We start from the raw sequence: 25633 nt of genomic DNA, 5'->3' as shown, positions 1-25633 counted from the left end.
ATCACCATGACCGACTACGCCAAACTCGACGCCTGGATCGACGCCCACTTCGACGAGGAAGTGCAGTTCCTGCAGCAACTGGTGCAGGTGCCCACCGACACGCCGCCCGGCAACAACGCACCGCACGCCGAGCGCACCGCCGAGCTGCTGAAAGACTTCGGCCTCGACGCCGAGAAGCACGCCGTGCCCGCGCAAGAGGTGAAGGACTACGGCCTCGAATCGATCACCAACCTGATCGTGCGCCGCCAGTACGGCAGCGGCGGACGCACCGTGGCGCTCAACGCCCACGGCGACGTGGTACCGCCCGGCGAAGGCTGGACGCACGACCCGTACGGCGGCGAGATCGAGGGCGGCAGCCTCTACGGCCGCGCCGCGGCCGTCAGCAAGAGCGACTTCGCCAGCTTCACCTTCGCGCTGCGCGCGCTCGAAGCCGTGGCCAAGCCCACCCAGGGCAGCATCGAACTGCACTTCACCTACGACGAAGAGTTCGGCGGCATCCTCGGCCCGGGATGGTTGCTCGAGAAGGGGCTGACCAAGCCCGACCTCATGATCGCGGCCGGCTTCAGCTACGAAGTGGTCACCGCCCACAACGGCTGCCTGCAGATGGAAGTGACCGTGCACGGCAAGATGGCGCACGCCGCCGTGCCCACCACCGGCGTCGACGCGCTGCAGGGCGCCACCAAGATCCTGAACGCGCTGTACGCGCAGAACACGCTCTACCAGCAGGTCACGTCGAAGGTCGAGGGCATCACGCACCCCTACCTGAATGTGGGCCGCATCGAGGGCGGCACCAACACCAACGTCGTGCCCGGCAAGGTCGTGTTCAAGCTCGACCGCCGCATGATCCCCGAAGAGAACCCGGTCGAGGTCGAAGCCAACATCCGCCAGGTGATCGCCGATGCCGCCGCCGAAAGCGCGGGCATCACGGTCGAGATCAAGCGCATGCTGCTCGCCAACTCGATGAAGCCGCTGGCCGGCAACCAGCCGCTGGTCGATGCGATCCAGAAGCACGGCGGCGAGCTGTTCGGCGAACCCATCAAGGCCATGGGCACGCCGCTGTACACCGACGTGCGCCTGTACGTCGAGGCCGGCATTCCCGGCGTGATCTACGGCGCCGGCCCGCGCACCGTGCTCGAATCGCACGCCAAGCGCAGCGACGAGCGCGTGGTCCTCGAAGACCTGCGCCGCGCGACCAAGGTGGTGGCGCGCACGCTGGCTGACCTGCTCGCCTGAACGCACGCAAGCCGTTGAAAGTACACGCTACGCGCGCGGTACCCACCCGACGACCCGCGTGGTGAAGCGCTTCACCCGCACCGACTGGACGCTCGACAGTGAAGGCTCCTTCGCGGTGACTGACACCATGAAGGCCGGCCGAATCCAGTGTTCGTGAAGGTGGCGGGGCAGTAGGCACAACGCTCACGGGGGCGCGCCGGCATCGGTCTTGGGTCCTTTCGGCGCCGGGCGGCCCTGGTTGATCACGATGCCGCCCGAACCGCCATCCAGCGTCGTGGCCTGCCCGCTGCTGCTTTGCTGGTTGTCCACGTAGACATCCACGACAGCGCTCCCCTTCTTCTGTTCGAGGATTGGAGGCACTGACGGCTGCTTCGTGCCCGGGGTTGCGGGTGTTGCGCCTGCTGGCGGGGTCGCTCCGGCGGTGGTCTTCGGCGGCGACGCCGCCGAAGACGTGGCTGCGCCCGCGGGGATCGGCGGCAGCGGCCGGGTCGGCGGCTTGGCCGCTCCGGTGGTGGTCGATGGCGTCGTTGTCGCAGGCTTGGTGGCTCCCGCGGGGATCGGCGGCAGTGGCCGGGTCGGCGGCTTGACCGCTCCCGTGGTGGTCGATGGCGTCGTCGTCGCAGGCTTGGCGCCTCTCGCGGGGATCGGCGGCAGCGGCTTGGTCGGGGCCGGTGGCGTGGCAGCGGGCTTCGCGCCCGCATTGCCCGAGGTCGGCGTGCTGCCCGCGCCCGCCTTGCCGGCCGGCGCTTTCTTCGGCGACACGGTCGTTCCCGCGGCGTCGGCCGTGAAGCCCGGGTTGGACGAGCTGGCCGTGCTCACGGCATCCTTCTGCGTGAAGGTCCCACCGGCGTCGGCGGCGATGCCCGTGGCCGCCTTGACCTGCGTGCCTTCGAGCGTCGTGTCCTTGCCGGACGACAGCCGCACGCGGCCACCGCTGGTGATGTTGCCGCCGGTGGCCGTGTCGCTCTTCGCTTCGCCCTTGCCGACGCCGAGCGAGCCCTCGCCGCTGCGCTGGTTCATCTCCTTGCCGCCGGACTTCTTGCCGCCGCTCGCCGGGGCCGTGGCGCCCGTCGTCGTCGTGGACTGCGCGTTGCCGGTGCCTGCCGCATCCGTGGCCCCCATCGTCTTCGCGCCGGCCGACACGGCCGACGACACACCGACCTTGACCGATTCGCTGCTCTGCGTCTTGTGCGCCGCGTTGAAGGCGAGGTTGCCGCCGGCCCCGACCGCGACATCGCCCTGGCTCGCGAGCGCGGTGCCGGTGAAGGTGGCATCGCCGCCGGACGTGATCGTCAGCGGCCCGCTGCCGCTTCGGATGCTGCCGGCCACGTCTTCGCTGGAGGCGCTCTTCGAGCGCTCGTGGCTGACGCCGCCGCTGCCCGCGGCGCCCGACTTACCGGCTGCGACCTCGACGGCCACGCTGTTCGATTCGCTGTTCGACGCGGTGGTGTTCTTGGCCGCATCGAAGCTGAGCTTGCCCCCCGTGGCCACGCCGGCCGCGCCGACCGCCACCACGTTCGTGCCTTCGAACCGTGCATCGCCGGTGGTGGTGACCTTCACATCACCGCCGGCCTGGATGCCGCCGACCACGGCCGTGCGGGTGCTCTGGCTGCTGTTGCTGCCCGCATAGTCGACGCCGACACTGACCTCCTTGTTCATGACGTCGACGCCCACCGTCGCCCCCGCGCTGGTGCTCTTGGAACTCGCGCTGCTGGTGTTGTGCGCCGCCGTGTAGTCCAGGCGGCTGGCGCCCAGCGTCACGTCCTTGCCGGCCGCGATGTTCGTGCCCTCCAGCGTCGTGCTGCCGCTCGAGACGCTGTTCACGCTGCCGCCCATGCGGATGGTCGATACCACGGCGGTGCTGCTGGCCGACTGCTCGGACGCCTGGTCGAGTTCGTAGCTTGCACGCGCGCCCGCGCCGACCGTCTTGGAGCGCTGGGTTGGCTTGGTGGCGCCCGGCCCTGCGGCCGCCTGGGCGGACACGCCGGCCGAGGCCTCGGCATAGACGCCGATCTTCGCGGTGTTCGTGTCGGTGCTCGACGAGGCGTAGGTCGTGTCTGCCGCCGCGAGGCTGGTGATGGTCTTCGCCGACTGGGTCAGGTTGCCGCCGCCCTCGATCCGCGTGCCCACGTCGGTGATGGCGTTGTCCGCCACGCGGCTGATGTTGCCGCCAGCCGAGAGCCCCGAGGTCACGGCGGTGGTGGCGCCCTCGACCGACCCCGTGCGGGTGTTCGAGCCGTAGAGCCCCACTTCGCCCGCCGCCGATGCCTTGGCCGACGCACCCGCCTGCGCGCCCAGTCCGCCGGCCGCGCCCGCGTTGGCACTGGCCTTGGCGTTGCCGGTTGCATAGAGACCGGCCGTGGTGGTGTCGCTGCTGGTGCGCGTTTCGTGCACGTCGTCCACGGCCTTGAACTGCATGTCCTTCGCCGCGATGTTCAGGTCGCCACCGGCTGCAAGGTTGGAGCCTTCGAGCGCCAGGGTGTCGGCGGCCTTGATGCCGAGGTTCCCCTTGGCAGTGATGGCCGAGCCCTGGTGCGTGGTGTCCAGCGTTTCGCGCGTGGTCTTGCTGTGCTGGACCAGGTCGATGCGGTTGTCGCTCGACGCGGAGACTTCCGCCTGCGCACCGGCCTTGGCGTTCGGCGCGCGGCCGTTGCCGCCGGATGCCGATTCATCGACGGATGCATTCGCGGCGACCTTGTTGTCGGTGCTCGCCATGAGGCCGACCGTGGTCCGGGTGGTCGTGGTGCTGGACGTGGACTTGTCCTCGGCCGCGAGCAGGTTGACGTTCTGCGCGTTCACCTGGGCATTGCCGCCGGCGTTCACCGTCGAGCCCTGCAGCGTGACGTCCTTCGAGGCGTTCACGGCGAGGTCGCCGCCGAAGTTCAGGGTCGACGCCACATGCTTCAGATCGGTGGTGTCGGTCTGCGTGGTCGTGCTCGAATTGAAGGCCAGACCCGCGGCGCCCTGGCCCGTCGCTTCGGCCGAACCTTGTGCACCTCCTGCTGCCAGGCCGCGGCCGGCACCCGCTTGCGCGCTCGCCTGCGAGTTTGCCGCACCGCCGCCCGATGCACTGACCTGCAGGATGCCGCTCTGCTTGGTCGTGGTGTGGGTCTCGTCGTAATTGCGGCCTGCCAGCACGTTGACGTGGGTCGCACTCAGCGTGCCGCTGCCCGTCACGTCGACGCTCGATCCTTGCACCGTGAGGTCGTTCTTGGCTGCCAGCGAGGCATTGCCGCCCACTTGCAGCGTGCTGCCCACGTTGCGTACCGAGGTCGAATCGCTGGTGACGGTGGTCGAGCCGTACAGCGAGTTGTTCATGCCGAAGCCACTGGCCTTGCTCTCGGTGTGCGTGGTGGTGCTGTTCTCGCGCGCGATGAGGTTCAGGTCGCCGCCCGCCTTGAGGTCGGCGTTGCCTGCGGCCTGGGTGTCGGTGCCGGCCAGGGTGATGTTTTTGCCGGCGTCGATGGACAGGTTGCCGCCGGCCGTGAGACCGGACTTGACCTGCTGCACCGTGGTGGTCGTGGTCTTGGTGCGGCCGTCGACGCCATCGATGCGGAGGTCGCCGGCCACGGTGTCCGTGGTCTTGTTCTCGATCGTGTCGAAGTTCACGTTGCCGCCGGCCTTCAGCCGGGCATCGGTGCCGGCCTTCACAGTGGCGCCGACGTTGGTGATGTCCTTCTTCGCGTCGAGCGAGAGCGTCCCGGTCGACTCGATGCCGGCGGTCTTGCCGATCACCGTCCGGTAGAACTGCTCGCTGCCGCTGCCTTCGCTCAGCGTCTTGTTGACGATGCTTCCCTGAGACGAGCTCAGGCTCACGTCACCGCCCTTGATCAGGCCGGACAGGTTGCTGATGTCGCCGGTCGATGCCACCACGAGCGAGCGGCTCGCGATGAGGGTGCCGCCGCTGTTGGTCAGCGCGTTCAGGCTCAGGTTGGCATCCTGGGCCGAGATCACGGCACCCGCCACGATCTTGCCCTTGGTGCTTTGCGACAGATAGACCACCGGCGCCAGCACGTTCTTGCCGTCGATCTCGGTCTGCACCATCCAGACGATGTCCTGCTGGAGCCCGGCCTGCTGCTCGGGCGTGAGCGCCTTGCCGTACACCAGGCCCAGCGACGCGCTTTGCGTGGCGGCGTTTTCCATCAGGCCCTGCATCTGCGTGTCCGCGCCCGCGTAGCTGGCGAGCACCGCGTTGCCGGTCTGCTTGATGAGCTGCTGCTTGACCAGCCAGGCTTCGTAGCTCGCATCCCCCAAGCGCAAGCCGATCTCGTCGGCGTTGTAGCCCAGCAGCCTGGAGAGGTAGTCGGAGCCCACGGTGGCGCCGCCGGCCATGTACAGCGGATTGCTCTCGACCAGGTACCTGGCGCCCGGCGCCCTCGCGATCACGAAGAAGCCGTTGGGATTGCCCGGCAGGGTGATATCGATGCCGCCAAAGGACGTGCCCCTGACGCCGTTCGCCGCGTTCGCGTCCAGGAAGGAGATGCCGGAGACGGTGCCCGCGCTGCGCCCGCCCGCGAATCCGACGGCGGCAGCCGCACCCGCGGCGCCGGCCGTGTCACGCGAGATCGCGCCGCCGGGGCCGGTCGTCGGGCTGTTGTTGCTCACGCCGCCGCGCGTCGCGCTGGTGCCGCTCTTCGCGTCCCCGAGCTGCGCGTCGAAGGCGCCCCCCTGGTTGGATAGCAAGAAATTCCGGCCCGTGAGGTCCTTCGTGTAGATGCCGGCGTTGAGGCCGGGAACCTGCGTCGAGTCGACGCGCCCCTTCACAGTTTTGTAGCCGTCAAAAGTGCAGATGCTGTCGTACCGCTCGCCCGTGCAGAGCGACCAGCCATAGATCTCGGCACCCCCGGCCTGACCTGCTTCCTTGCGATGCATGGTCCAGCGGGTAGTCCAATGTTCGGTGCGGGTCGCCAGCGAGTCGTTGACGAACGTGGCGCGGTTGCCGTTCGCATCGGCGAACCCCTCCATGTCGATGCCCTGGGCTGCATAGATCAGGCCGCCAAGATTCTTGCCCTCGTGGAATTCGAGCTTGATCGCCTTGCCCGCCGTGATCTGGGGCGTGACCGTGGGCGCAGTGCCTGGCCGGAATCCGAAGACCCTGGTCCAGTCCTTCCTGTAGTCCTGGCCGAAATCGAGATTCTCGAAGGCGCCGGGGCTGTCCTTGTAGACGCCACCGTCCTTGCCGTCGTAGGTGACCGGGCCGTCGATCCACACACGCGTGTCGCCACCCTGGACTTCGTTGCGCAGGCGGGAGGCCACGATGGCGATGTCGCCGTCGCTGTTGATCTCCGTGTTGTTCACCAGCGTGTGCGCCTTGAGGTCGATCTTGCTGCCGGCGTTGATCGTTCCCCGGTTGAGCAGCGTCCCGTTGGCGGTCGCTGCCAACGTGCCCCCCGCATAGAGCGAACCCAGGTTGTCGAGGTTTCCTGCGCCCGCGGACGGCGAAGCCGCGGAGAGATCGAGCCACCCCGCGTTGGCCTTGATCGTCAGGTTGTTGAGCGCCGCGATGCCGCCGGTGGCCGCGCTGTTGGTGATCGATGGCGCGTTGATCTCCAGGTCGTTGCCCGAGAACAGCAGCCCGTCGTTGGTGAAGGCCTGGGTGATGTCGAGCGTGGCCTTGCCCGTGCGGCTCGTGGCCCCCAGGATGCGGCCCGTCACCGCGTTGCTGCCCGTTCCGCGCACCGCAAGGGACAGCCTCGACGCATCGAGGTCCAGGTCTTCCTGCGAACTCAGTGCGGCGCTTGCACCGATGCGCACGCCCCCGATGTCGACCTTGACCGTCTTGCCGAGCGCATTGCCCTCGAGCGCGAAAACGGAGTTGCCGCCGCCCCTCACGACCAGCGCACCGCTCTTGCTCTGCAGCGTGCCGTCGATGTTCGCGGTGTAGTCGCCGCCGGCACGCGCCTGCAGCGTCAGCGGGCCGTTGGCCACGATGTCGCCGTTGCCGGCGCGGCCGTTGGTCCGGCTTTGCAGCCCGCCGGTCCCGATGGCGAGCGTGAGGCCGCCCAGCGATTGCAGGGTGCCGTGGTTGGCGATGCCCGCGGCTGCCAGCGTCCCGCCGCTGGTCTCGGTGGTGCCCATGGTCAGGACGGCATCCGCTTGATTGGTGAAGGTGCCGGCGGTCTCGACGCTCGATGCTGCGCTGCCGCCGCCCTGGATTGCACCCGAATTCACGATGCTGTCGGCCGAGATCGCGAGCTGGTCGCCCAACAGGACGCCGGTCGATGCGTTGTCGATCCGGCCATGGGCCGCGGTGATCTTCAGCGCAGCCGTTGACCCGCCTTGCCCGGCGCCGGCCTGGATGGTTCCGGCGTTGCCCAGCGCTTGAGAACCGCCCAGCGTTGCTTCCAACCGGCCGCCGGTGCGCAGCAGCGCCGACGTCTGGTTGTCGAGCCGGCTCGCGATGATGGCGGCATCCTGCGCCGCCTGCATCGTGCCCGCGTTGGTGAGCGTGTCGCGCACCCGAACCTCGCTGGTGGCACCGCCGCCTTGCGTGGACAGGAGCCACGTGCCCTGGTTGTGCAACGACGCGGCTTCCACGGTGCTCGTGCGGCCGGCCTCGACACGGGCGCCCGAGAGATTCCGCACCGCATCGCCCTTGAGCAGGAGCGCCTCCCCGCCGACCAGGACGCCGCTGTTGACGACCGTTTCGCCCGCTGCACCACTGCGGTCCGCGATGTCGAGCAAGCCCGCCGCATGGATCTTGCCGCTGTTGTCGATCGTGCCGTCTGCCCGCAGGCGCGTGCCGCCGCTCCTCGCCGTGACGACACCGTCGTTGTCGATGCCTTGTGCCACCGTGAGTTCCACGCTCCGGCCGGTGATGGTGGCGTCGGCCCCGTTGACCAACGCACCGCCGGAGGTCAGCGCCAGCGTCTGACCGGCCTGCAGGATGGCGCCGGAGGCATTCGCCAGCGTGCCGGCCGTGGCCGCTTCGAGCCTGCCGTTGGCGACCAATGCGTTGCGGTTGTCCAGCGTGTGGGCACTCAGCCGGACATCGCCCGCCGATTGCATGACACCGGCGTTGACCAGATTGCCGGCCACGCGCACCTGATCAAGCCCGCCAGCCTGCTGCGACAGCAGCCATGTGCCGGCGTTGTCGAGCGTTGCTGCTTCGACAGTGCTGCCGGTGGCCGCCTGGACCCAGCCAGACGCGGCGTTCACCAGCGCGGCGGCACGCACGTCCATCGCGCGGCCCGCGAGAAGGTCGCCACTGTTGTTCAGCTGCCGGACCGCGTCGCCGTTCCGGCCGGCGATCGTGATGTCCTGTTCGGCGCGCACGCTCCCGGTGTTGTCGAGCGTTTGCGCCACGTTCAGCGTCGCGCCTCCCTTGACGGCCACGATCTTGCCGCTGTTGCGCAGGTTCGCCGCATCAAGGGCGTTGGTTCCACCGGCCTGCATCCAGCCGGTGTTGTCGATGCCCGCGGCGCGCGTCGTCATGGACTGGGCCGCAATGAGGCTGCCGCTGTTGACGATCGACTGGGAGCCTCCTCCCGCCCTGTCGGCGATATCGAGCACGACACCCGCGTTCAGCGTGCCGCTGTTCGACAGTTGCACACCCGCTCGAAGCGTCAGGTGGCCCTTGTCGGCCGTGATGACCCCCGCGTTGGTGAGGCCGCCTGCGGCATCGATCGCGACGTTCCCGTTCATGCTCTGTACGCCCTGGCCCTCGCCACTCGCCGTCGAGAGCGTGCCGGTCGTCGCCAGATGCAGGTCGCCTTCGGCCCGCACCGCTGCCGCGCCAAGAGCCAGATCGCCGGCAGTCGCGCTGGCCTCGAGTGCACGGCCCGCCTGCAGGCGGGAGCCTTGTCCGGCGTCGATACGGGCGCCGCTGGCCTTGAGATCGTTGCCGGCCAAGATGACGCCGCGTGCCAGTGCGAGGCCGCCACTGCCGGTGGTCACGGCAATGTCGCGTGCCGCCGTCAGCGTGCCCTCGACCAATGCGACCGCCGCCGCATCGTTGCTGGTGCTGGCCACCAGCACATCGCGCTGCGCGGAGATCCTGCCTCGCATCTCCACGCCGCCGGCGCTCGAAAGCATGAAGTCTTCCGCGCTCGCCGCCGCATCGCCCCGCATGCGCACGCCCACGCCCGCTTCCGTGGCGACGAGCTTGATGCGGTTGGCGTACATGCCGCCAAGCGCCGAACTGTCGATGGCGTAGACCGGCGCGGGGCCCTTTGCGTCAGCGCTGCCGGCGACGGCGCGTGTGCCGTAGTCCCATCGGTTGGTGCCCGCGAACACACCGAAGTCCTGTGCGTTGACGTTGCCTTCCAGCCTGACCGATCGGGTCACCAGGTCGAGCACCTGTTGCGCCGTCGCGTTGAGCCCGGCACCCGTGACCAGGATGTCGCCCTGGCTCACGTTGAAGCCGCCCAGGCTTCCATCCGCGCGCATGAAGGGAAGGCCCGTCGTCAGCGTGACCCGATCGGTGTTGATGAACCCGCACCCCGAGCAGGTGATGCCATACGGATTGGCGAGCACCACGTCGGCCCTGCTGCCCAGGACTTCGGTGAAGCCCGCCAGCGTGCTACGGTTGTTCGACACCACCTCGTTCAGGATCACGCGCGCCGCATTGGTCTGGTTGAAGTTGGCCGTGACCTGGCCCGCCAGCTGCGACTGCCAGGCGATCTGCGCGCTGGTCGTGTTGTTCAGGATCAGCCCGATCGGGTTGACGTTGAAGCTCTGGAACTGGTTGTGCGAGAGCCCGGCGGCGTTGGCCTGGTTGATGTTGACCACCGTCACGCCGTTGGGCGCCACGTAGGCATTGAGGTTGCTGCCGGGCGCCACCACCACCGACGCGACCTGCGCGAGCGCAACGGGCGGAATCAACGCCAGGACGCCGAGCAGCGCGGCGGCGCGGCGACGGCGTGCCGCCTTGCTGCTCTTTGCATGTCCGCGCGCGGTTTCCGCCACGGCGACCCAGGCAGCGGACACGGCATTCCAGATGATTCGATAGATATGGTTCATGGTGCGTATCTCAGAGGGAGGCGGCCAGGCGGAAGCCGTACAGGGTGCCTTCGCGCTTCAGCGTGCCGGGCACGCTGACGGCACGTGAGGCGAAGACGTCCAGGCTCACGGTCTTCCACTGGAGTGCGGTGCCCAGGGTCACGCCCGAGAGCGAACCCGACGGCACGCCGCTGGCGCGATTGCTGACGCGCCCGACATCGAAGCCGGTGTAGACGCGACCCGACAGCGGCGCGCCGTCGCCGAGTGCCACCTGCCAGGGCATGGACAGTTCGTTGCGCAGGAAGAAGCCGCTGTCGCCGCTGAGCACGGTGTTGAGAAAACCGCGCACCGACGCGTTGCCGCCGATGAGCATCTGCTGCGTACCGTAGAGCGTGTCGTACGCACGCTGGCCGCTGAACTGGCTGGACCACACGAAGGGGCGGTCGGCCACGCTGAAGCGGCGCGAGAAACCGAGGTCGAGCGTCAGCTTGCGGAATTGCGCGTGCGGCAGGTCGTCGGGCAGGGTGCCGGCGTCTTGCAGGGCGCCGAAGGCCTTCAGTCCCCTCACGTAGCCCAGCCGCGCATTGAAGATGCCGCCGCCGACCTGCGTGAACGCACTCGCAGCCATGTCGAGCGTGCTCAGGTCGCGGCTGCTCACCTGCAGGAACTCGCCGCCCAGCCAGTTGCGGCTGGACTGCGTGCCCACCCGCGCCGACAGCGAGGCGCGGCTCGCCTGGTCGCGGTAGACCACGCGATCGACCGTGAAGCTCTTGCTGACGGTGCGGCCTTCGGACATCAGGCGCTGGCCGCCCGGCAGGCGCAGCACGTTGGTGTAGTCGCTCTGGCTGGCGTCGATGCTGAAGGTGTTGTAGCCGAACGGCAGCACGGCGCGCAGGCCGGTCGCGTCCGACTTGTGGTCCCAGCGTTCGGGCAGCACCGACTGGCGCTTGGTGATCGAGATCAGCTCGTTGAACCCGAGCAGGCTGTCCAAGCTGACCGTGGCCGATGCGTTGTTGACGCCGGTCGCCCGCGTGCCCGCGTTGTCGAGCGAGGTGTACAGGTGCACGGGAAAGGTGGCGGGGTTCTCGACAACCACCACGGTCTGGCCGGGCTGGCTGCCGGGGCGCAGGTCGAGCTTGGCGTTGTTGGCAGCCAGGCTGTTGACCTGGTCGATGCCCTGCTCCAGGTCGCGCAGGTTGAGCAGGTCTCCGGGGCTGGCCGGGAAGGTGCCGCGGATCCACTGGGCCCGGTCGTTGCCGCCCGTCACTTCGAAGCGTTCGATCTTTCCCTCGACCACCGTCACTTCGAGCACCCCGCTGCGCAGGTCCTGCGCGGGCAGGTAGGCGCGGGTGGTGATGTAGCCGCGATCGATGTAGCTCTTGGTCAACGCGGCGAGGATGCCTTCGAGGTCGGCCACGCCCAGGCAACGGCCCGCGTTCTCGCGCTCGAGGCGCTGGCGCAGGTCGTCGGGCAGGGTCGCGGTGTCGCCGCCGATCCGGATCGCGCGGATGTCGCGGCACGTGGCACCGATGTCGGGCACCGCGATCTGCGGCTGCACCTGCTGCAGGTTGGCACCGCCCGGCGGAGGCAGCGCGCGCAGCGCACGGTCCTGCTCTTCGCGCAGACGATCCTGCTGCTGACGCTCGATGATCTGGTTCTGCCGGTCGATCGCGCCCTGGCCCACCTGCGCATGCGTGATGGATACGCCGAGCACCGCCCCCCACAGGGTCAAGCAATACCTCAGCAAGAACGTCGCGCGCATGGAGCAGCCTCTGGAACAATGACGGCGCGATGCTAGGGAGCCTGTTTGCGGCGCGCATTGGACTAAAGTCCTAGACCGATGAAATCACCGGCGCCCGCTTGAGGACCTGCCAGCCCGGTGGCTTGATGCGCTCCTCGCTCCTTGTTTCGGCCTCAGGGTCGCGGGCCCTGCAGCACCGCGCGCCGCAGCGATTCACCCGGGCGCATCGGACTGAAGTCCTAGGGCCGTGCAATTCGCTTCGGGTGCCCGAGGTGCATCGCAATGCCCGCCAGCACCAGCGACAGGCCCCACAGCGCGATGTCGAACCCCGTGAGCCCCCCGCTCTCGCGAAGCCTCATCACCACGCCCACCCACGGCAGCACCGCCAGCAAGGCAGCGCCCGCGGCGAACAGTTCGACCCACGCACGCTGAACGGGCCTGGCGATCGCGAGAAGCAGCGCCAGCGCCCACGCGATGAAGAACAGGTGAATCTCCCATTCGCGCCGGTCCGCGAGCGCCAGCGGGAGCAGCCGGTTGCCCCAGAGGAAAGCCGCCATCGCCACGGGCAGCCCCGCGATGGTGGCGACGTTGAGCCGCTCCACGAGCCGGAAACCGAACGCAGGTTTTTCGGTCGCTGCCTGCTTCGCGCGCCGCTTGGCGGTCCACAGCACCAGCCCGGTGGCCACCATTGCCGTTCCTGCCAGGCTCGACAGAAAGAACAGCCAGCGAATGGCGGGATCGGCAAAGCGCGCCACATGCAGCCCATACAGCACCCCGCGGGTTTCGGCCGCGGGCCCCGCCTGGCCCCTGACCTGCTGCAGCGTGCCGCTCGGGCCGTCGAACACCAGGTAGCGCGGGCTGACGGACACACGCCCCGCATCGTCGCGCACGACACGCACCCGTGACGCGGCATCGCCCGGGTGGTCGACGATCACGCGCGCCACGCTGTCCGGGCCCCAGCGCTGCTGCGCCTCGCGCACCATCGCGCCCACGTCGGCCAGTGCGGCTGAGGCGCCGCTCGGAGCGCCGGCCGGCAGGAGCGCCGTCATTTCGGCGCGCAGCGCGGGGCGGACCTGCGCGGCGGAAGGCGCGCTGTCGGCGCCCCAGGGCATGTACAGCGTCATGAGCGTCACCAGGCCGGTGTAGGTGATCATCAAGTGAAACGGCAGCGCAGTCACCGACACCGCGTTGTGCGCGTCCAGCCATGAGCGCTGGCCTTTGCCCCGGCGGAAGGTGAAGAAGTTGGCGAAGATCTTCTTGTGCGTGATCACGCCGCTGACCAGCGCGACCAGCATGAACATGGTGGCCAGGCCCACCAGCCAGCGCGCCGCCACACGCGGCAGGTAGTGCAGCGAGAAATGAAAGTAATAGAAGAACTCGCCGCCGTCGGTCGTGCGGGCGGCCAGTGCCTGGCCCGTCAGCGGGTCGAGCACGGCATGGCCGTCGATCTCGCCGATGCGCCACGAGGCGGCGACGACGTTCGTGCGCGCGCCCGCCAGATCGATCACCCACTGCGTGGCGCCCGGCGCGAGCACCTGCAAGGTGGCGACGGCCCGCGCAGCGCTGTCCGCGGCCACCGGCGCTTGCGTGAGCACCGGCAGTTCGGGCCGCATCCATTGCGAAATTTCTTCGCGGAAGTAGCTCGCTGCGCCGGTCAGGAACATGGCGTAGAGCAGCCATCCGAACATCAGGCCGGTCCAGGTGTGCAGGCCGGCCATGGCCTGGCGCAGGCGAGGCGCGGCAGCGCTCATGCCGAAGCCTCCGCCCAGACCTTGCATGCCATGGCCAGCAGCGGCACTGCGACCACCGCAAGCCCCAACCACGCACGCAGCGCGCTGCGTGCGGCAAACACCCAGATCGCCGCGCCCGCGTACACGAGGAAACTGGCCTGCATGCCGGCGAGCACGGCCTCGACGGTGCCCAGGGGCAGCGCCAGCGCCGCCACACTGGTCAGGGCGGCCAGCGCATAGCCGCCGAACAGCGCGGCCACGATGCGCGACAGCAAGGCGGCGCGGCTGCGGCGCGCGGGGGCGCGCAACACCGTCATCAGAACCGGTAGAGCGCGCTCAGGTTGGCGGTGCGCTCCGCACTGCGATAGCAGAGGCTGCCGTTGCAGTCCATCAGCGACTGCTTGTTCAGCAGGTTGTTGATGTTCAGCGAAACGCGCCAGGGGCCGCGGTCGAAGCCGAGCGCCAGGTCGACCATCGCAATGCTCGGGCTCGTGATGTTGGCATTGCCCGTGTCCCAGGCCGAACGCGCCTTGCCGAGGTAGCGCACGCCGACGGCGGCAAACGCGCGGGTCGAGTCACCCACCGGGAACGAGTACTTGCCCCACACCGAAGCACTGTGCTTCGGTGCGCTCATCTGCGGCAGGCCCAGGTCGCCGTCGTTGCTGCGCGTGATGCGGGTGTCCAGGTAGGTGTACTGGGCGATGAGGCTGATGTTGTTCGTCACGTCGGCCCGGGCTTCGAGCTCGAGCCCGCGCGACCTGACCTGGCCGGTCTGAATGACTTCTCCGGGCGCCTGCGGCGCGACCGTGGTCACGTTGCTGCGCACGATGTCGAACACCGATGCCGTGTAGCTGGCGTTCCTTGCGGTCGGCTGGTAGCGCACGCCGGCTTCGATCTGCCGGCCCTTCGAAGGCTTCAGCAGGTTGCCGTTCAGGTCCTTGCCGATCTCCGGCGAGAAGGACGTGGCGTAGTTCGCATAGGGCGCCCAGCCGGAATCGAACAGGTACACGACGCCGACGCGGCCGGTGGTGGCACTGGCCGAGGTGTCGTAGATCTCGCTGCTTTCGCCGGTGTTGCCGAAGGTGCGGGTGCCCGTGGCGTCCGCCTTGTCATGCCGCACGCCGGCCGTGAGCACCCAGTGGTCCCATTTGATCTGGTCCTGCAGGTAGAGGCCGACCTGCTTCGTCGGCACCCGGTCGACATAGGGGTCGGCGGCCGGCGCGAGCGGCTGGTGCATGTACACCGGCGCGAACAGGTTCATCGGCGACAGCAAGGGGCGGTCGTATGGAAATTCGTCGGTGGTGCGCGACTTGGCGTAATCGACGCCGACCAGCACGGTGTGTTTCAGCGGACCGCTGTCGAAGCGCGCCTGCACGCGCGTGTCGAGCAGCAGGCCCTTCCAGTGCGTTTCGCGCGGCGAGAAGCTGCGGTTGAGCGTATAGCCGTCGGCGCGCAAGCCGCGCGGGAACACGTTGGTCTCGGAGCGGTCGAGCTCGCTGTAGCGCATGCTCTGCTGCACCGACCAGGTGTCGTTGAAGCTGTGCTCGAACTCGTAGCCGAGCATCTTGTTGTCGCGGCGCCAGCGGTTGTCGTAGCCGCCGACGTTCACGCGCGGGCTGGGCTGGCCGAACACGCCGGGCTGCTCCAACTGGTTCTGCCAGGCGTAGGCCTGGTTGTCCTTCTGGTAGCGCCCGAGCAGCGTGAGCTTGGTGCTGGCGCTGGGCTGCCATGTGAGGGCGGGCGCAATGAAGAGGCGGTTGTCGCGGTCGTGGTCCAGGCGGGTGTTCGACTCGCGCCCCAGCACGGTGAGGCGGTAGGTCCAGTCGCTGTCGCTGCCGCTGCCGAGCGCGCCGGAGAGGTCGGCCTTGAGTTGCTTGCGGTTGTAGCTGCCGTACTCGATGCCGATCTCGCGCAGGGTGTCGGCGGTCGGGCGCTTGCTCACGGCGTTGACCATGCCGCCCGGCGGCATCTTGCCGTAGAGCACCGACGCCGGGCCGCGCAGCACTTCGAGCCGCTCGAGGCCGTAGGGCTCGATGGGCGCCGCATAGGAACGGCCCGACGTGAGCAGGCCGTCCATGAAGACGCCGGCGGTCCCGAGTTCGAAGCCGCGCAGCAGCGAGAACTCGTCGACCGCCCAGGGCTTCAGGTTCGGCGTGACGCCGGCGGTGTAGCGCAGCGCCTCGTCGAGCGACTCGGCCTTGCGGTCGCCGATTTCGTCGGCGGTGATCACGGAGACCGACTGCGGGTTCTCGATCAACGCGGTGTCGGTTTTCGTGGCCGTGGCGCTGCGCCGCGCGACGTAGCCGTTGACCCGGCCCGTGGGCGTCTCGCGCTCGGTCGCGGCGGTCACCGTCACGGGCGACAGCGTGGCGGCGGTGTCGCCCACGCTGCTGCGCACGGGGGCGCTCGCCTTGCGCAGCACCGAGCCACCGCTGCCGCCGCCAACGACTTCGTAGCCGCTGCCGCGCAGCACCTGCTCGAAGCCTTCCCGCGCGGTGTAGCGCCCGCGCAACCCCGGGCTGCGCAGCCCCGCGAGCGTGCCGGGTTCGAAGATCAGCGGGACGCCGGCGGCGGCCGCGTATTGCGCCAGCACATCGGCGAGCGGGCCGGCGGCAATCGCGAACTGACGCGCGGCGGTGCCTGCCGGCTCGGCCGCAAACAACACGGGCGTTGCCGCCAGTGCGCCGATGCCGACGGCGCCGCCCAATGCCATGCGGACGGCCGCGTGGACTGCGGTGGTGGAGAGGGCGACCGTGAAGGTCCCGAGGTGCCGGTGCCGGCGCGCGTGCTGCGATCCCATGGGTCTGCGTCCTTTGGTGTCTGTGATGGCGGGAGAGCGCATCGGCATCGATGCGTCATTCCCCCTCACACCGGACGAGACGAAAAAAGTGATCACCTGCGCGCGAAATTTTTTCGACCGACGAGGCGGCCGTGCAGAAAAACCGTGCGCGCCACTAGCGCGGCGCCACGGTGACCCAGTACCGGGTCGTCTGCTCGATGCGCAATGGCAGCGAGCGCGCCAGCAGCGCGAGCCCGGCGTCGGTGTCGGCCAGCGACACGGCGCCCGACACCCGCAGGTCGGCGACCGCCGGATGGCAGCGCAGCACGCCGCTGCGGTAGCGGCCCATTTCGGCGACCACGTCTTCGAGCCGCATGTTCCGCGCGAGCAGCATGCCTTGCTCCCACAGCGTGGCGCTGCTCTCCACGGCGGCCTCGGGGCCGATGCGCCCGATTTCGAAATCGGCCCGCGTGCCGGCCCGCAGCACGCGCGAAGCGCCATTCGCCGGACGGATGTCGACAGCCTGTTCGATCACCGCGACACGGGTGGTGTGGTCGTCGAGGCGGCGCACGCTGAAGCGCGTGCCCAGGGCTCGCACCGTGCCCTGCGGCGTCTGCACCACGAACGGCCGGTACGTGGGCGACGGGTCGGCATGCGTGGTGACGAGGATCTCGCCCGCCTGCAACTGGATGCGCCGTTCGGCGGCGGTGAACACGATGTCGACCGCGCTGGCGGTGTTGAGCACCACCTGCGAGCCGTCCGCCAGCACCATCGAGCGGCGCTCGCCGGTGGCCGTGGCCACGTCGGCGCTCCACTCGCGCCAGGGCATGTGGCGCCATGCGAGCCAGCCGGCCGGCGCGGCCAGCAGCAGCGCGCCCAGCATGCCCATGCCGCGCCGGCGGCTGGGTCTTTGCAAAGCCCGGAAGGTGTCCTTGCCGATGTCGGGCGGCACCTGCGCGAACACGCCCAGCATGGCCTCGGCCCGCGCCCAGGCCTGGCCGTGCGCGGGGCTCTGCTGGCACCAGCGTTCGAAGCTGGCCTGCGCACGCGCGGCGTTGTCGCCGTAGCGCAGGGTCAGGAGCCAGTCGGCGGCTTCGCTGAGCAGCGCCGGGTCGGGCGCGGCGTGGGCCTGCAGCGGCGGCGGACGGTTCATCGCGTTCGGACCGTACGCCGCTCAGGCCACGGACATGCAGGCGACCAGCGCCTTGTGGATGTGACGGCGCACCGTGATCACGGGCATCGCCACGCGCTCGGCGATCTGCGCGAGCGTGAGCTCCTCGAACTGCGCGAGCAGGAAGACCTGCCGCGTGCGCGCCGGAAGGCTGGCCAGCATCGCCTCGATGCGCAGCAGCGATTCGATGATGAGCATGCGGGCCTCGGGCGAAGGCGCCTGCGGCTCGGGCAGGTGCGCGATCGCCTCGAGGTAGGCGCGCTCCACCTCGCGCCGGCGCCAATGGTCCGCCACCAATCCCTTGGCGACGTGCGTGAGGAACGCGCGCGGCTCGTCGCCGAGTGGGGCGGCACGCGAGGACACCATGAGCCGCACGAAGGTGTCGTGTGCCAGGTCGGCCGCATCGCAGGCATCGCCCAGGCGGCGGCGCAGCCACGCCAGCAGCCAGCCGTGGTGGTCGCTGTAGAGCGCTTCGATGGGTGTGACGGAAGGTCCGGCCGCGGGCATGGGAGGGCAGTTCTGGAGAGCGGGCTTGGAACGACTGAAATGCGAACCGTTCGCAATTGTAATGGTTTGGTTCCTCCGTGGGGTCGCCCCGGCCACCACCGTTGCGCTGCATGCATCAGGGAATCTACGGATATATGATTTTGCGCATGGTCTTGATTGGGTTCAATTTTTGTATACAAATAACGCACCCATAAAGACGGCGCGAAATTTGCGTCAAAAAGTCCCTCATCAACCACGCACGAGGAAAGACCATGAGCACAGTCGCCAGCCATGCCCCCGCGGGGGCCAGCGAAGCCGGCATCGCGCCGCACGCGGAATCGAACGCCCTCATCAAGCCGGGCTACGACCCGCGCCTGACCAACGAGGACCTCGCGCCGCTCAAGAAGCAGACCTGGGGCCAATACAACATCTTTGCGTTCTGGATGTCCGACGTGCACAGCGTGGGCGGCTACATCACGGCCGGCAGCCTGTTCGCGCTGGGCCTGTCGAGCTGGCAGGTGCTGGTGGCGCTGCTGGTGGGCATCGTGATCGTGCAGATCTTCTGCAACCTGGTGGCCAAGCCCAGCCAGGTGACGGGCGTGCCCTACCCCGTGGTGTGCCGCGCCTCGTTCGGCGTGCTGGGTGCCAACATCCCGGCCATCATCCGCGGGCTGATCGCGGTGGCCTGGTACGGCGTGCAGACCTACCTGGCGTCGGCGGCCTTCATGGTGCTGGCGCTGCACATGGCGCCGGGCCTCGCGCCGTACGCCGATGTGGCGCAGTACGGCTTCGTCGGCCTCTCGGCGCTGGGCTGGGTGGCGTTCATGGTCATGTGGGTGCTGCAGGCCTTCGTGTTCTGGCACGGCATGGAAGCCATCCGCAAGTTCATCGACTGGGCGGGCCCGGCCGTGTACGTGGTGATGGCCGTGCTGTGCGGCTGGCTGGTGTGGAAGGCCGGCTGGCAGAACATCGACCTCAACCTGGGCGGCATCAAGTTCCAGGGCTGGGACGCGCTGCCCGTGATGCTCTCGGCCATCGCGCTGGTGGTGAGCTACTTCAGCGGCCCGATGCTCAACTTCGGCGACTTCTCACGCTACGGCAAGAGCTTCGATGCAGTGAAGAAGGGCAACTTCTGGGGCCTGCCGGTCAACTTCGTGTTCTTCTCGCTGCTCACCGTGATCACCACGGCCGCCACGCTGCCCGTTTTCGGTGAACTGATCACCGACCCGGTGCACACCGTGGGCAAGATCGACAGCACCACGGCCGTCGTGCTGGGCGCGCTGACCTTCATGATCGCGACCATCGGCATCAACATCGTGGCCAATTTCGTGTCGCCGGCCTTCGACTTCTCGAACGTGGCGCCGCAGCACATCAGCTGGCGCACGGGCGGCATGATCGCCGCAGTGGGTTCGGTGTTTCTCACACCCTGGAACCTTTACAACAGCCCCGAGGTCATCCACTACACGCTGGACGTGCTGGGTTCGTTCATCGGGCCGCTGTTCGGCATTCTGATTGCCGACTACTACATCGTGCGCAGGCAGCGCATCGACGTCGACGCGCTCTACACAATGAGCCCGAAGGGCAAGTACTGGTACAGCGGCGGCTACAACCCGAAGGCGATCCAGGCGCTGGTGCCGTCCGCACTGGTACCGATTCTTTGCGTGATGGTGCCGACGCTGCGCGGCGCCGCCAACTATGCGTGGTTCATCGGCATGGGCCTGGGCTTCGTGCTCTACGTGCTGCTGAACCGCAACCACAAGACCTGAAACACTGACTGAAGAAGGGAGCGCGCCGTGCGCATCAAGATCATCAACCCCAACACCACCTGGCGCATGACCGAGAAGATCGGTGCCTGCGCCCGCGCGGTGGCGCACGCCGGCACCGAGATCGTGGCCGTGAGCCCGGCCATGGGGCCGGTCTCCATCGAGAGCCATTACGACGAGGCGCTGGCCGTGCCAGGGTTGCTGCAGGAGATCGCCGCGGGCGAGCGCGACGGCATGGACGGCTACGTGATCGCCTGCTTCGGCGACCCGGGCCTGAAGGCCGCACGCGAACTCGCGCGCGGCCCCGTGGTCGGCATCGCCGAAGCCGCGATGCACCTGGCCAGCATGATCGGCAGCCGCTTCAGCGTGGTGACCACGCTGGGCCGCACCATGGGCCAGGCCTGGCACCTGGCCGAGATCTACGGCATGGAGCGCTTCTGCGCCAACGTGCGCGCCTGCGAGCTGCCGGTGCTCGAACTGGAAGAGCCCGGTTCCAACGCGCGCGAGCGCATCGTCGACGAATGCCGGCGCGCGCTGGAAGAAGACGGCGCCGACTGCATCGTGCTCGGCTGCGCCGGCATGGCCGACCTGTGCGCGCACATCGAGCAGGTGCTCGGCGTGCCGGTGATCGACGGCGTGGCCGCAGGCACCAAGCTCATCGAATCACTGGTGGCGCTGAAGCTGCGCACCAGCAAGCGCGACGAGCTCGCAAGGCCTTTGCCCAAGCCGATCATTGGCGCGCTCGAGGCCTTCACGCTCACGCGCTGAGCCACAATCGACGGATGCCCCGCGCCAGTTCCAAACCATCCGCCTCCTCCGCAACCGCCGTTGCCGCACCGGCCGAGAACGGCGCGGCGCTGGCCGACAAGAACAGTTCCATCGAGAGCATCGCCAACGACATCGCTACCGCGATCGTCGAGAAGCGCCTGCCGCCGGGCACCTGGCTGCGCGAAGAGGCGCTGGGCCGCGTCTACTCGGTGAGCCGCACCAAGGTGCGCGCGGCGCTCCTGATGCTGTCGAAGGACAAGCTCATCGAGATGATTCCCGACAAGGGCGCCTTCGTCTGCCAGCCCACGGTGGACGAGGCGCGCGAAGTGTTCGCCGTGCGCCGCATCCTCGAGCGCGAGGTGGTGCGCCTGTTCATCGCCAACGCGCGGCCGCGCGACTACCAGGCGCTGGAGCAGCACATCAAGTTCGAGCGCACCGCGCTGCGCCAGAGCACCACCATGGGCACGGTGCGCGAGAAATTGCTGGGCGACTTCCACGTCGCGCTGGCCGAAGCCACGGGCAATCACACGCTTGCTGAAATGGTGCGCGAGCTGGTCGCGCGCAGCTCGCTGATCGCGATGCTCTACCACTCGTCGAACGACCCGCACTGCTCGTCCGACGAGCACTCCGACTTGCTGCGCCTGTGCCGCAAGGGCGATGTGGAAGCAGCCGTCACCTGCATGATCGAGCACCTCGAACGCATCGAGGCGAGCCTTGAACTGGGCACCGAAAAGCCTGATCGGCAGCTCGACCTGGTGAAGGCGCTGCTGGCCTGAATTGCCTGGCCAGCGCGTCGCCGGCACAGCGCCCACAGAGCTTCTTCAACGGATTCGGGTTTACCTGAATCCGGATTGCTGCATAAATTGTATACAGTTTCGCGTACACAACTGGTGTGCGCGACGGCTCTGCGACGCGCATCACTGCTCCGTTCCCCTCGCCGCGCCAGGAGACAACGATGACGGCAGATTCCCTTTCCAGCAATGTCCATCCCGTGGACCAGCGCCTGCCTTCGGGCAAGCTCGCGGCCCTCGGCCTGCAGCACGTGCTCGTGATGTACGCAGGCGCCGTCGCGGTGCCGCTCATCGTGGGCCGTGCGCTCAAGCTCTCGCCCGACGAGGTCGCGCTGCTGATCTCGGCCGACCTGTTCTGCTGCGGCATCGCCACGCTGATCCAGGCGCTGGGCGCCACGCAGTGGTTCGGCATCAAGCTGCCCGTGATGATGGGCGTGACCTTCGCCTCGGTGGCGCCCATGGTCGCCATCGCCAACGCCAACCCCGGGCAGAACGGGGCGCAGCTGCTGTTCGGCGCCATCATCGGCGCCGGGGTGATATCGATACTGATCGCGCCGCTGGTGAGCCGCATGCTGCGCTTCTTCCCGCCGGTGGTGACGGGCACGATCATCGCGGTCATCGGCATCAGCCTGATGCGCGTGGGCATCAACTGGATCTTCGGCAACCCCGTGGGCCCGACGGCGCCCGCGCTGGTCGACCCGGTGTACGCCAAGTGGCTGGCCGAGGTCACCTCGCCGGGCAGCTCGATCCCCGCGGTGCCCAAGGGCTTCGCGATCATGCCCACCGTGCCCAACCCCAAGTACGCCGACCTGTCGGGCTTCGGCGTGGCCGCGCTGGTGCTGGTGTCGATCCTCCTGATCGTGAAGTACGCCAAGGGCTTCATCGCCAACATCTCGGTGCTCCTGGGCATCGTGATCGGCGCGGTGGTGGCGTCGATCACGGGCCTCATGACCTACGAGAAGGTCGGCAAGGCCGCCTGGGTCGACATCGTGCTGCCCTTCCACTTCGGCATGCCGCAGTTCGACCCTATCCTGATCCTCACGATGACGCTCATCATGATCGTCGTGATGATCGAATCGACCGGCATGTTCCTCGCGCTCGGCGAAATGACCGACCGCAAGATCAGCCAGAAAGACCTGGCCAAGGGCCTGCGCACCGACGGCCTGGGCACACTCATCGGCGGCATCTTCAACACCTTCCCGTACACCAGCTTCTCGCAGAACGTGGGCCTGGTGGCCGTGACCGGCATCAAGAGCCGTTATGTCTGCGTGGCCGGCGGCGTGATCCTGATCGTGCTGGGCCTGCTGCCGAAGATGGCCGCGCTGGTCGAGTCGCTGCCCACCGTGGTGCTCGGCGGCGCGGGCCTCGTGATGTTCGGCATGGTGGCCGCCACCGGCATCCGCATCCTGTCGGGCGTGGATTTCAAGACCAACCGCCACAACGCGATGATCGTCGCCGTGTCGATCGGCGTGGGCATGATTCCGCTGATCGCCCCCAACTTCAAGCAGTGGATGCCGCATGCCATTCACTCGCTGATCGAATCGGGCATCCTGCTGGCGTCGATCGTGGCCGTGCTGCTGAACCTGTTTCTCAACGGCGCGAAGCACGACGAAGAGGCGGTCATCGCGGCGGCCAAGCACGCCGACGCGCACTGAGCAGACCTTGCTTTAACTAGATCATCGCCAACGGCGTCTTGCGCTTCGGCACCGGATAGATCCGGTCCAACGCCGCCAGGGTCGTCGCATCGAGCTGCAGCTCGGCGGCGGCCCTGTTTTCTTTCAGGTGCGCGCTGCGCACCGCCTTCGGAATCGCCGCCACGCCCGGCCGCGCGATGACCGCGGCCAGCGCCAGCTGCGCGGCGCTCACGCCGAGGTCGGCCGCCAGCCGGCCCAGTGCCTCGTCCCCCGCCAGCGCGCCCTGGTCGATCGGGCTATAGGCCATCAGCGGCACGCCGCGTTCGCGCTGCCAGGGCAGCAGGTCGAACTCGGGGCCGCGCTCGCCGAGCGACAGGTACACCTGGTTGGCCGCACAAGCGGGGCCTTGTCCGATGACCTGCGCCAGCGCCTGCATGTCGTCGGTGTCGAAGTTGCTCACCCCCCAATGGGCGATGCGGCCGGCCGCCACCAGTTCGTGCATCGCCTCGACCGTGTGCGCCAGCGGGTGGTTGCCGCGCCAGTGCAGCAGGTACAGGTCGATGCGGTCCAGCCCGAGTCGCGCCAGGCTGCGCTCGCAGGCCTGGCCCGTGCCGCGCCGGCTCGCGTTGTGCGGATAGACCTTGCTGACGATGAAGAGCGCGTCGCGCCGCACATCGCCCGCGCGCAGCGCCTCGGCCACGGCCTGGCCGACCACGGTCTCGGCGCCGCCCTCGCCATACATCTCGGCCGTGTCGATCAAGCGGTAGCCCAGGCCGATGGCCTCGCGCACCGCGGCCACCTCGGCCGCGCGACGGGTGGCGTCTTCGCCCATGCGCCAGGTACCAAGACCGAGAACCGGCATCTCGCCGCCGGTGGGGAGTGGAAGTGTTCGCATGGGCACGATCGTACGCAGGGGCCTCCCTGCAACTGCGCGGGTACGGGTTTTTCGCCTCAATGCCTTCTAATTTTTAGAAGTTCAAGTCAGTTTGATGACCATCAATTGCTTAACCTCCCTCGTGTTCAGGCGTTTTAGCCTTCTCATTTTGTCAATGCATGGTGGGTGCCAACCCCCATCGCACAGCCCCCACCCGCTCCTAGAATTTTTTGACGGGCCGGTGCCACGAGCGCTCGCGCCTTTTCGAAACGGTTCAGGAACAGGTTGAGTCAATGCAGCAGAAGCAAAAGCACAGGATTGCCGTCATTCCCGGAGACGGCATCGGCGTCGAAGTCATGCCCGAGGGCCTGCGCGTGCTCGACGCGGTGAGTCGTCGCTTCGGCATCGATTTCGCGTACGACCATTTCGACTGGGGCAGCGACCACTACGTGCGCACCGGCCTGATGATGCCGGCCGACTGGGCCGACAAGATCCAGGGCCACGACGCCATCTACTTCGGTGCCGTGGGCGACCCCGCCAAGGTGCCCGACCACGTCGCCGTGTGGGGCCTGCTCATCAAGATCCGCCGCGACTTCGACCAGTACGTCAACCTGCGCCCCGTGCGCCTGATGCCCGGCGTGCCCGGCCCGCTGGCGCACCGCAAGCCGGGTGACATCGACTTCCTCGTCGTGCGCGAGAACACCGAAGGCGAATACACCTCGGTGGGCGGGCGCCTGTTCGAAGGCACGCCGCGCGAAATGGCGATCCAGGAAGCCGTGTTCACGCGCGTGGGCGTCGACCGCATCATCGACTACGCGTTCCAGCTCGCCAACCGCCGCAAGCGCAAGAACCTGGTGGCCGCCACCAAGTCGAACGGCATCTCCATCACCATGCCCTACTGGGACGAGCGCCTGGCCGAAATCGCCACGCGCTACCCCGACGTGGCGACGAGCAAGTACCACATCGACATTCTGTGCGCGCACTTCGTGCAGCACCCCGACTGGTTCGACGTGGTCGTGGCCTCCAACCTGTTCGGCGACATCCTCTCCGACCTGGGCCCGGCCTGCACCGGCACCATCGGCATCGCGCCCTCGGCCAACCTGAACCCCGAACGCAAGTTCCCCTCGCTCTTCGAGCCGGTGCACGGCTCCGCGCCCGACATCGCGGGCAAGGGCATCGCCAACCCCATCGGCCAGATCTGGTCGGCCGCGCTCATGCTCGACCACCTGGGCAACGATGACCCCGTGTACGCACAAGCCTCGGCCGCCGTGATCTCGGCGATCGAGACCGTGCTGAGCGAAGGCCCGCGCACACGCGACATGGGCGGCACGGCCAACACGGTGGACGTGGGATGTGCGATTGCCGAGTGCATCGCTTCGGCATGACGCCGCCTGGCCTTCCTCCTTGCGTTGGACGCAACGCGCTGCGTCCCCGTGCTCAGGGCACTGGGTGCTTCCCGCAGCGAAATCAAGGAGGAGGCCGCAGGCCGGGGGACATTCGCGGAGGGAAGTACCCGGTGGCCTGGGCACACGCCCCGAACAGCGACAAAAAACGGAGCCACTGAACCATGGGTCTGTTCCTGCTCAAGCGCACCTTGACGCTGATCGGCACCCTGATCGGCGCCTCGGTCATTGTTTTCCTGGTCCTGGAGATCCTGCCTGGCAATGCCGCGCAGATGCTCATGGGCCCGGACGCCTCGCCCGATGCCGTGGCCGCCCTGGCC

Annotated in this window: 14 protein-coding genes and 1 pseudogene; 7 read left to right on the top strand and 8 right to left on the bottom strand. The window is 68.3% G+C overall.

What is annotated here, in order from left to right:
* Positions 1–6 precede the first annotated feature (6 nt).
* Positions 7–1233: a M20 family metallopeptidase gene (locus tag ASD34_RS05735; protein ID WP_056574057.1), complete on the top strand. Its 1227-nt coding sequence runs from the start codon at positions 7–9 to the stop codon at positions 1231–1233.
* A 183-nt stretch (positions 1234–1416) separates the two neighbouring features.
* Here ASD34_RS05735 and ASD34_RS05730 read toward each other — a convergent pair whose 3' ends face one another.
* From ASD34_RS05730 to ASD34_RS05700, 7 genes are all read right to left on the bottom strand, one after another.
* A complete protein-coding gene (locus ASD34_RS05730) occupies positions 1417–10194 on the bottom strand; it encodes a hemagglutinin repeat-containing protein (RefSeq protein ID WP_082548509.1) in 8778 nt (2925 codons plus the stop codon).
* Between the two features lie 10 nt (positions 10195–10204).
* Positions 10205–11905, bottom strand: coding sequence for a ShlB/FhaC/HecB family hemolysin secretion/activation protein (locus ASD34_RS05725; RefSeq protein ID WP_235509984.1), 1701 nt, complete (start codon positions 11903–11905; stop codon positions 10205–10207).
* A gap of 248 nt (positions 11906–12153) precedes the next feature.
* Positions 12154–13665, bottom strand: coding sequence for a PepSY-associated TM helix domain-containing protein (locus ASD34_RS05720; protein ID WP_082548508.1), 1512 nt, complete (start codon positions 13663–13665; stop codon positions 12154–12156).
* Positions 13662–13955 (bottom strand): DUF3649 domain-containing protein, encoded by a 294-nt coding sequence (locus tag ASD34_RS05715; protein ID WP_414929865.1) that lies wholly within the window; start codon positions 13953–13955, stop codon positions 13662–13664. The genes ASD34_RS05720 and ASD34_RS05715 overlap by 4 nt, the downstream gene beginning before the upstream one ends.
* A gap of 5 nt (positions 13956–13960) precedes the next feature.
* Entirely contained in the window at positions 13961–16444 is a 2484-nt protein-coding gene (locus ASD34_RS05710) for a TonB-dependent siderophore receptor (RefSeq protein WP_056574041.1), read from the bottom strand.
* Positions 16445–16598: 154 nt separating this feature from the next.
* Positions 16599–17576 carry a FecR domain-containing protein gene (locus ASD34_RS05705; RefSeq protein ID WP_056574038.1) on the bottom strand — a complete coding sequence of 326 codons (978 nt, stop codon included), beginning with the start codon at positions 17574–17576 and terminating at the stop codon, positions 16599–16601.
* Positions 17577–17597: 21 nt separating this feature from the next.
* A complete protein-coding gene (locus tag ASD34_RS05700) occupies positions 17598–18101 on the bottom strand; it encodes a sigma-70 family RNA polymerase sigma factor (protein WP_056574034.1) in 504 nt (167 codons plus the stop codon).
* A 251-nt stretch (positions 18102–18352) separates the two neighbouring features.
* Between ASD34_RS05700 and ASD34_RS05695 the strand changes: the two genes are divergently transcribed.
* The 4 genes from ASD34_RS05695 to ASD34_RS05680 all read left to right on the top strand — a co-directional run bounded on the left by ASD34_RS05695 (position 18353) and on the right by ASD34_RS05680 (position 23057).
* The gene (locus ASD34_RS05695; protein ID WP_056574032.1) at positions 18353–19846 is read left to right on the top strand and encodes an NCS1 family nucleobase:cation symporter-1; all 1494 of its coding nucleotides are present in this window, start codon (positions 18353–18355) and stop codon (positions 19844–19846) included.
* A gap of 27 nt (positions 19847–19873) precedes the next feature.
* Positions 19874–20611 (top strand): aspartate/glutamate racemase family protein, encoded by a 738-nt coding sequence (locus ASD34_RS05690; RefSeq protein ID WP_056574029.1) that lies wholly within the window; start codon positions 19874–19876, stop codon positions 20609–20611.
* A 14-nt stretch (positions 20612–20625) separates the two neighbouring features.
* Positions 20626–21387, top strand: a complete 762-nt coding sequence (locus tag ASD34_RS05685; RefSeq protein ID WP_056574026.1) for a GntR family transcriptional regulator — start codon at positions 20626–20628, stop codon at positions 21385–21387.
* Between the two features lie 179 nt (positions 21388–21566).
* Complete coding sequence (locus ASD34_RS05680; protein ID WP_056574023.1) at positions 21567–23057, top strand: nucleobase:cation symporter-2 family protein; 1491 nt, start codon at positions 21567–21569, stop codon at positions 23055–23057.
* A 16-nt stretch (positions 23058–23073) separates the two neighbouring features.
* On the opposite strand, the gene ASD34_RS05675 is transcribed toward ASD34_RS05680, so the two are convergent.
* Entirely contained in the window at positions 23074–23931 is an 858-nt protein-coding gene (locus ASD34_RS05675) for an aldo/keto reductase (protein ID WP_056574021.1), read from the bottom strand.
* Between the two features lie 272 nt (positions 23932–24203).
* Between ASD34_RS05675 and ASD34_RS05670 the strand changes: the two genes are divergently transcribed.
* Positions 24204–25295, top strand: coding sequence for a tartrate dehydrogenase (locus ASD34_RS05670; RefSeq protein ID WP_056574017.1), 1092 nt, complete (start codon positions 24204–24206; stop codon positions 25293–25295).
* Between the two features lie 182 nt (positions 25296–25477).
* Positions 25478–25633, top strand: a pseudogene (locus tag ASD34_RS27465) (ABC transporter permease); the annotation flags it as partial.

This window comes from Variovorax sp. Root473 (assembly GCF_001426505.1).
Lineage (GTDB): Bacteria > Pseudomonadota > Gammaproteobacteria > Burkholderiales > Burkholderiaceae_C > Variovorax.
Note: the sequence above shows the minus strand (reverse complement) of the source record. Positions and strands in the feature narration are given on the sequence as shown.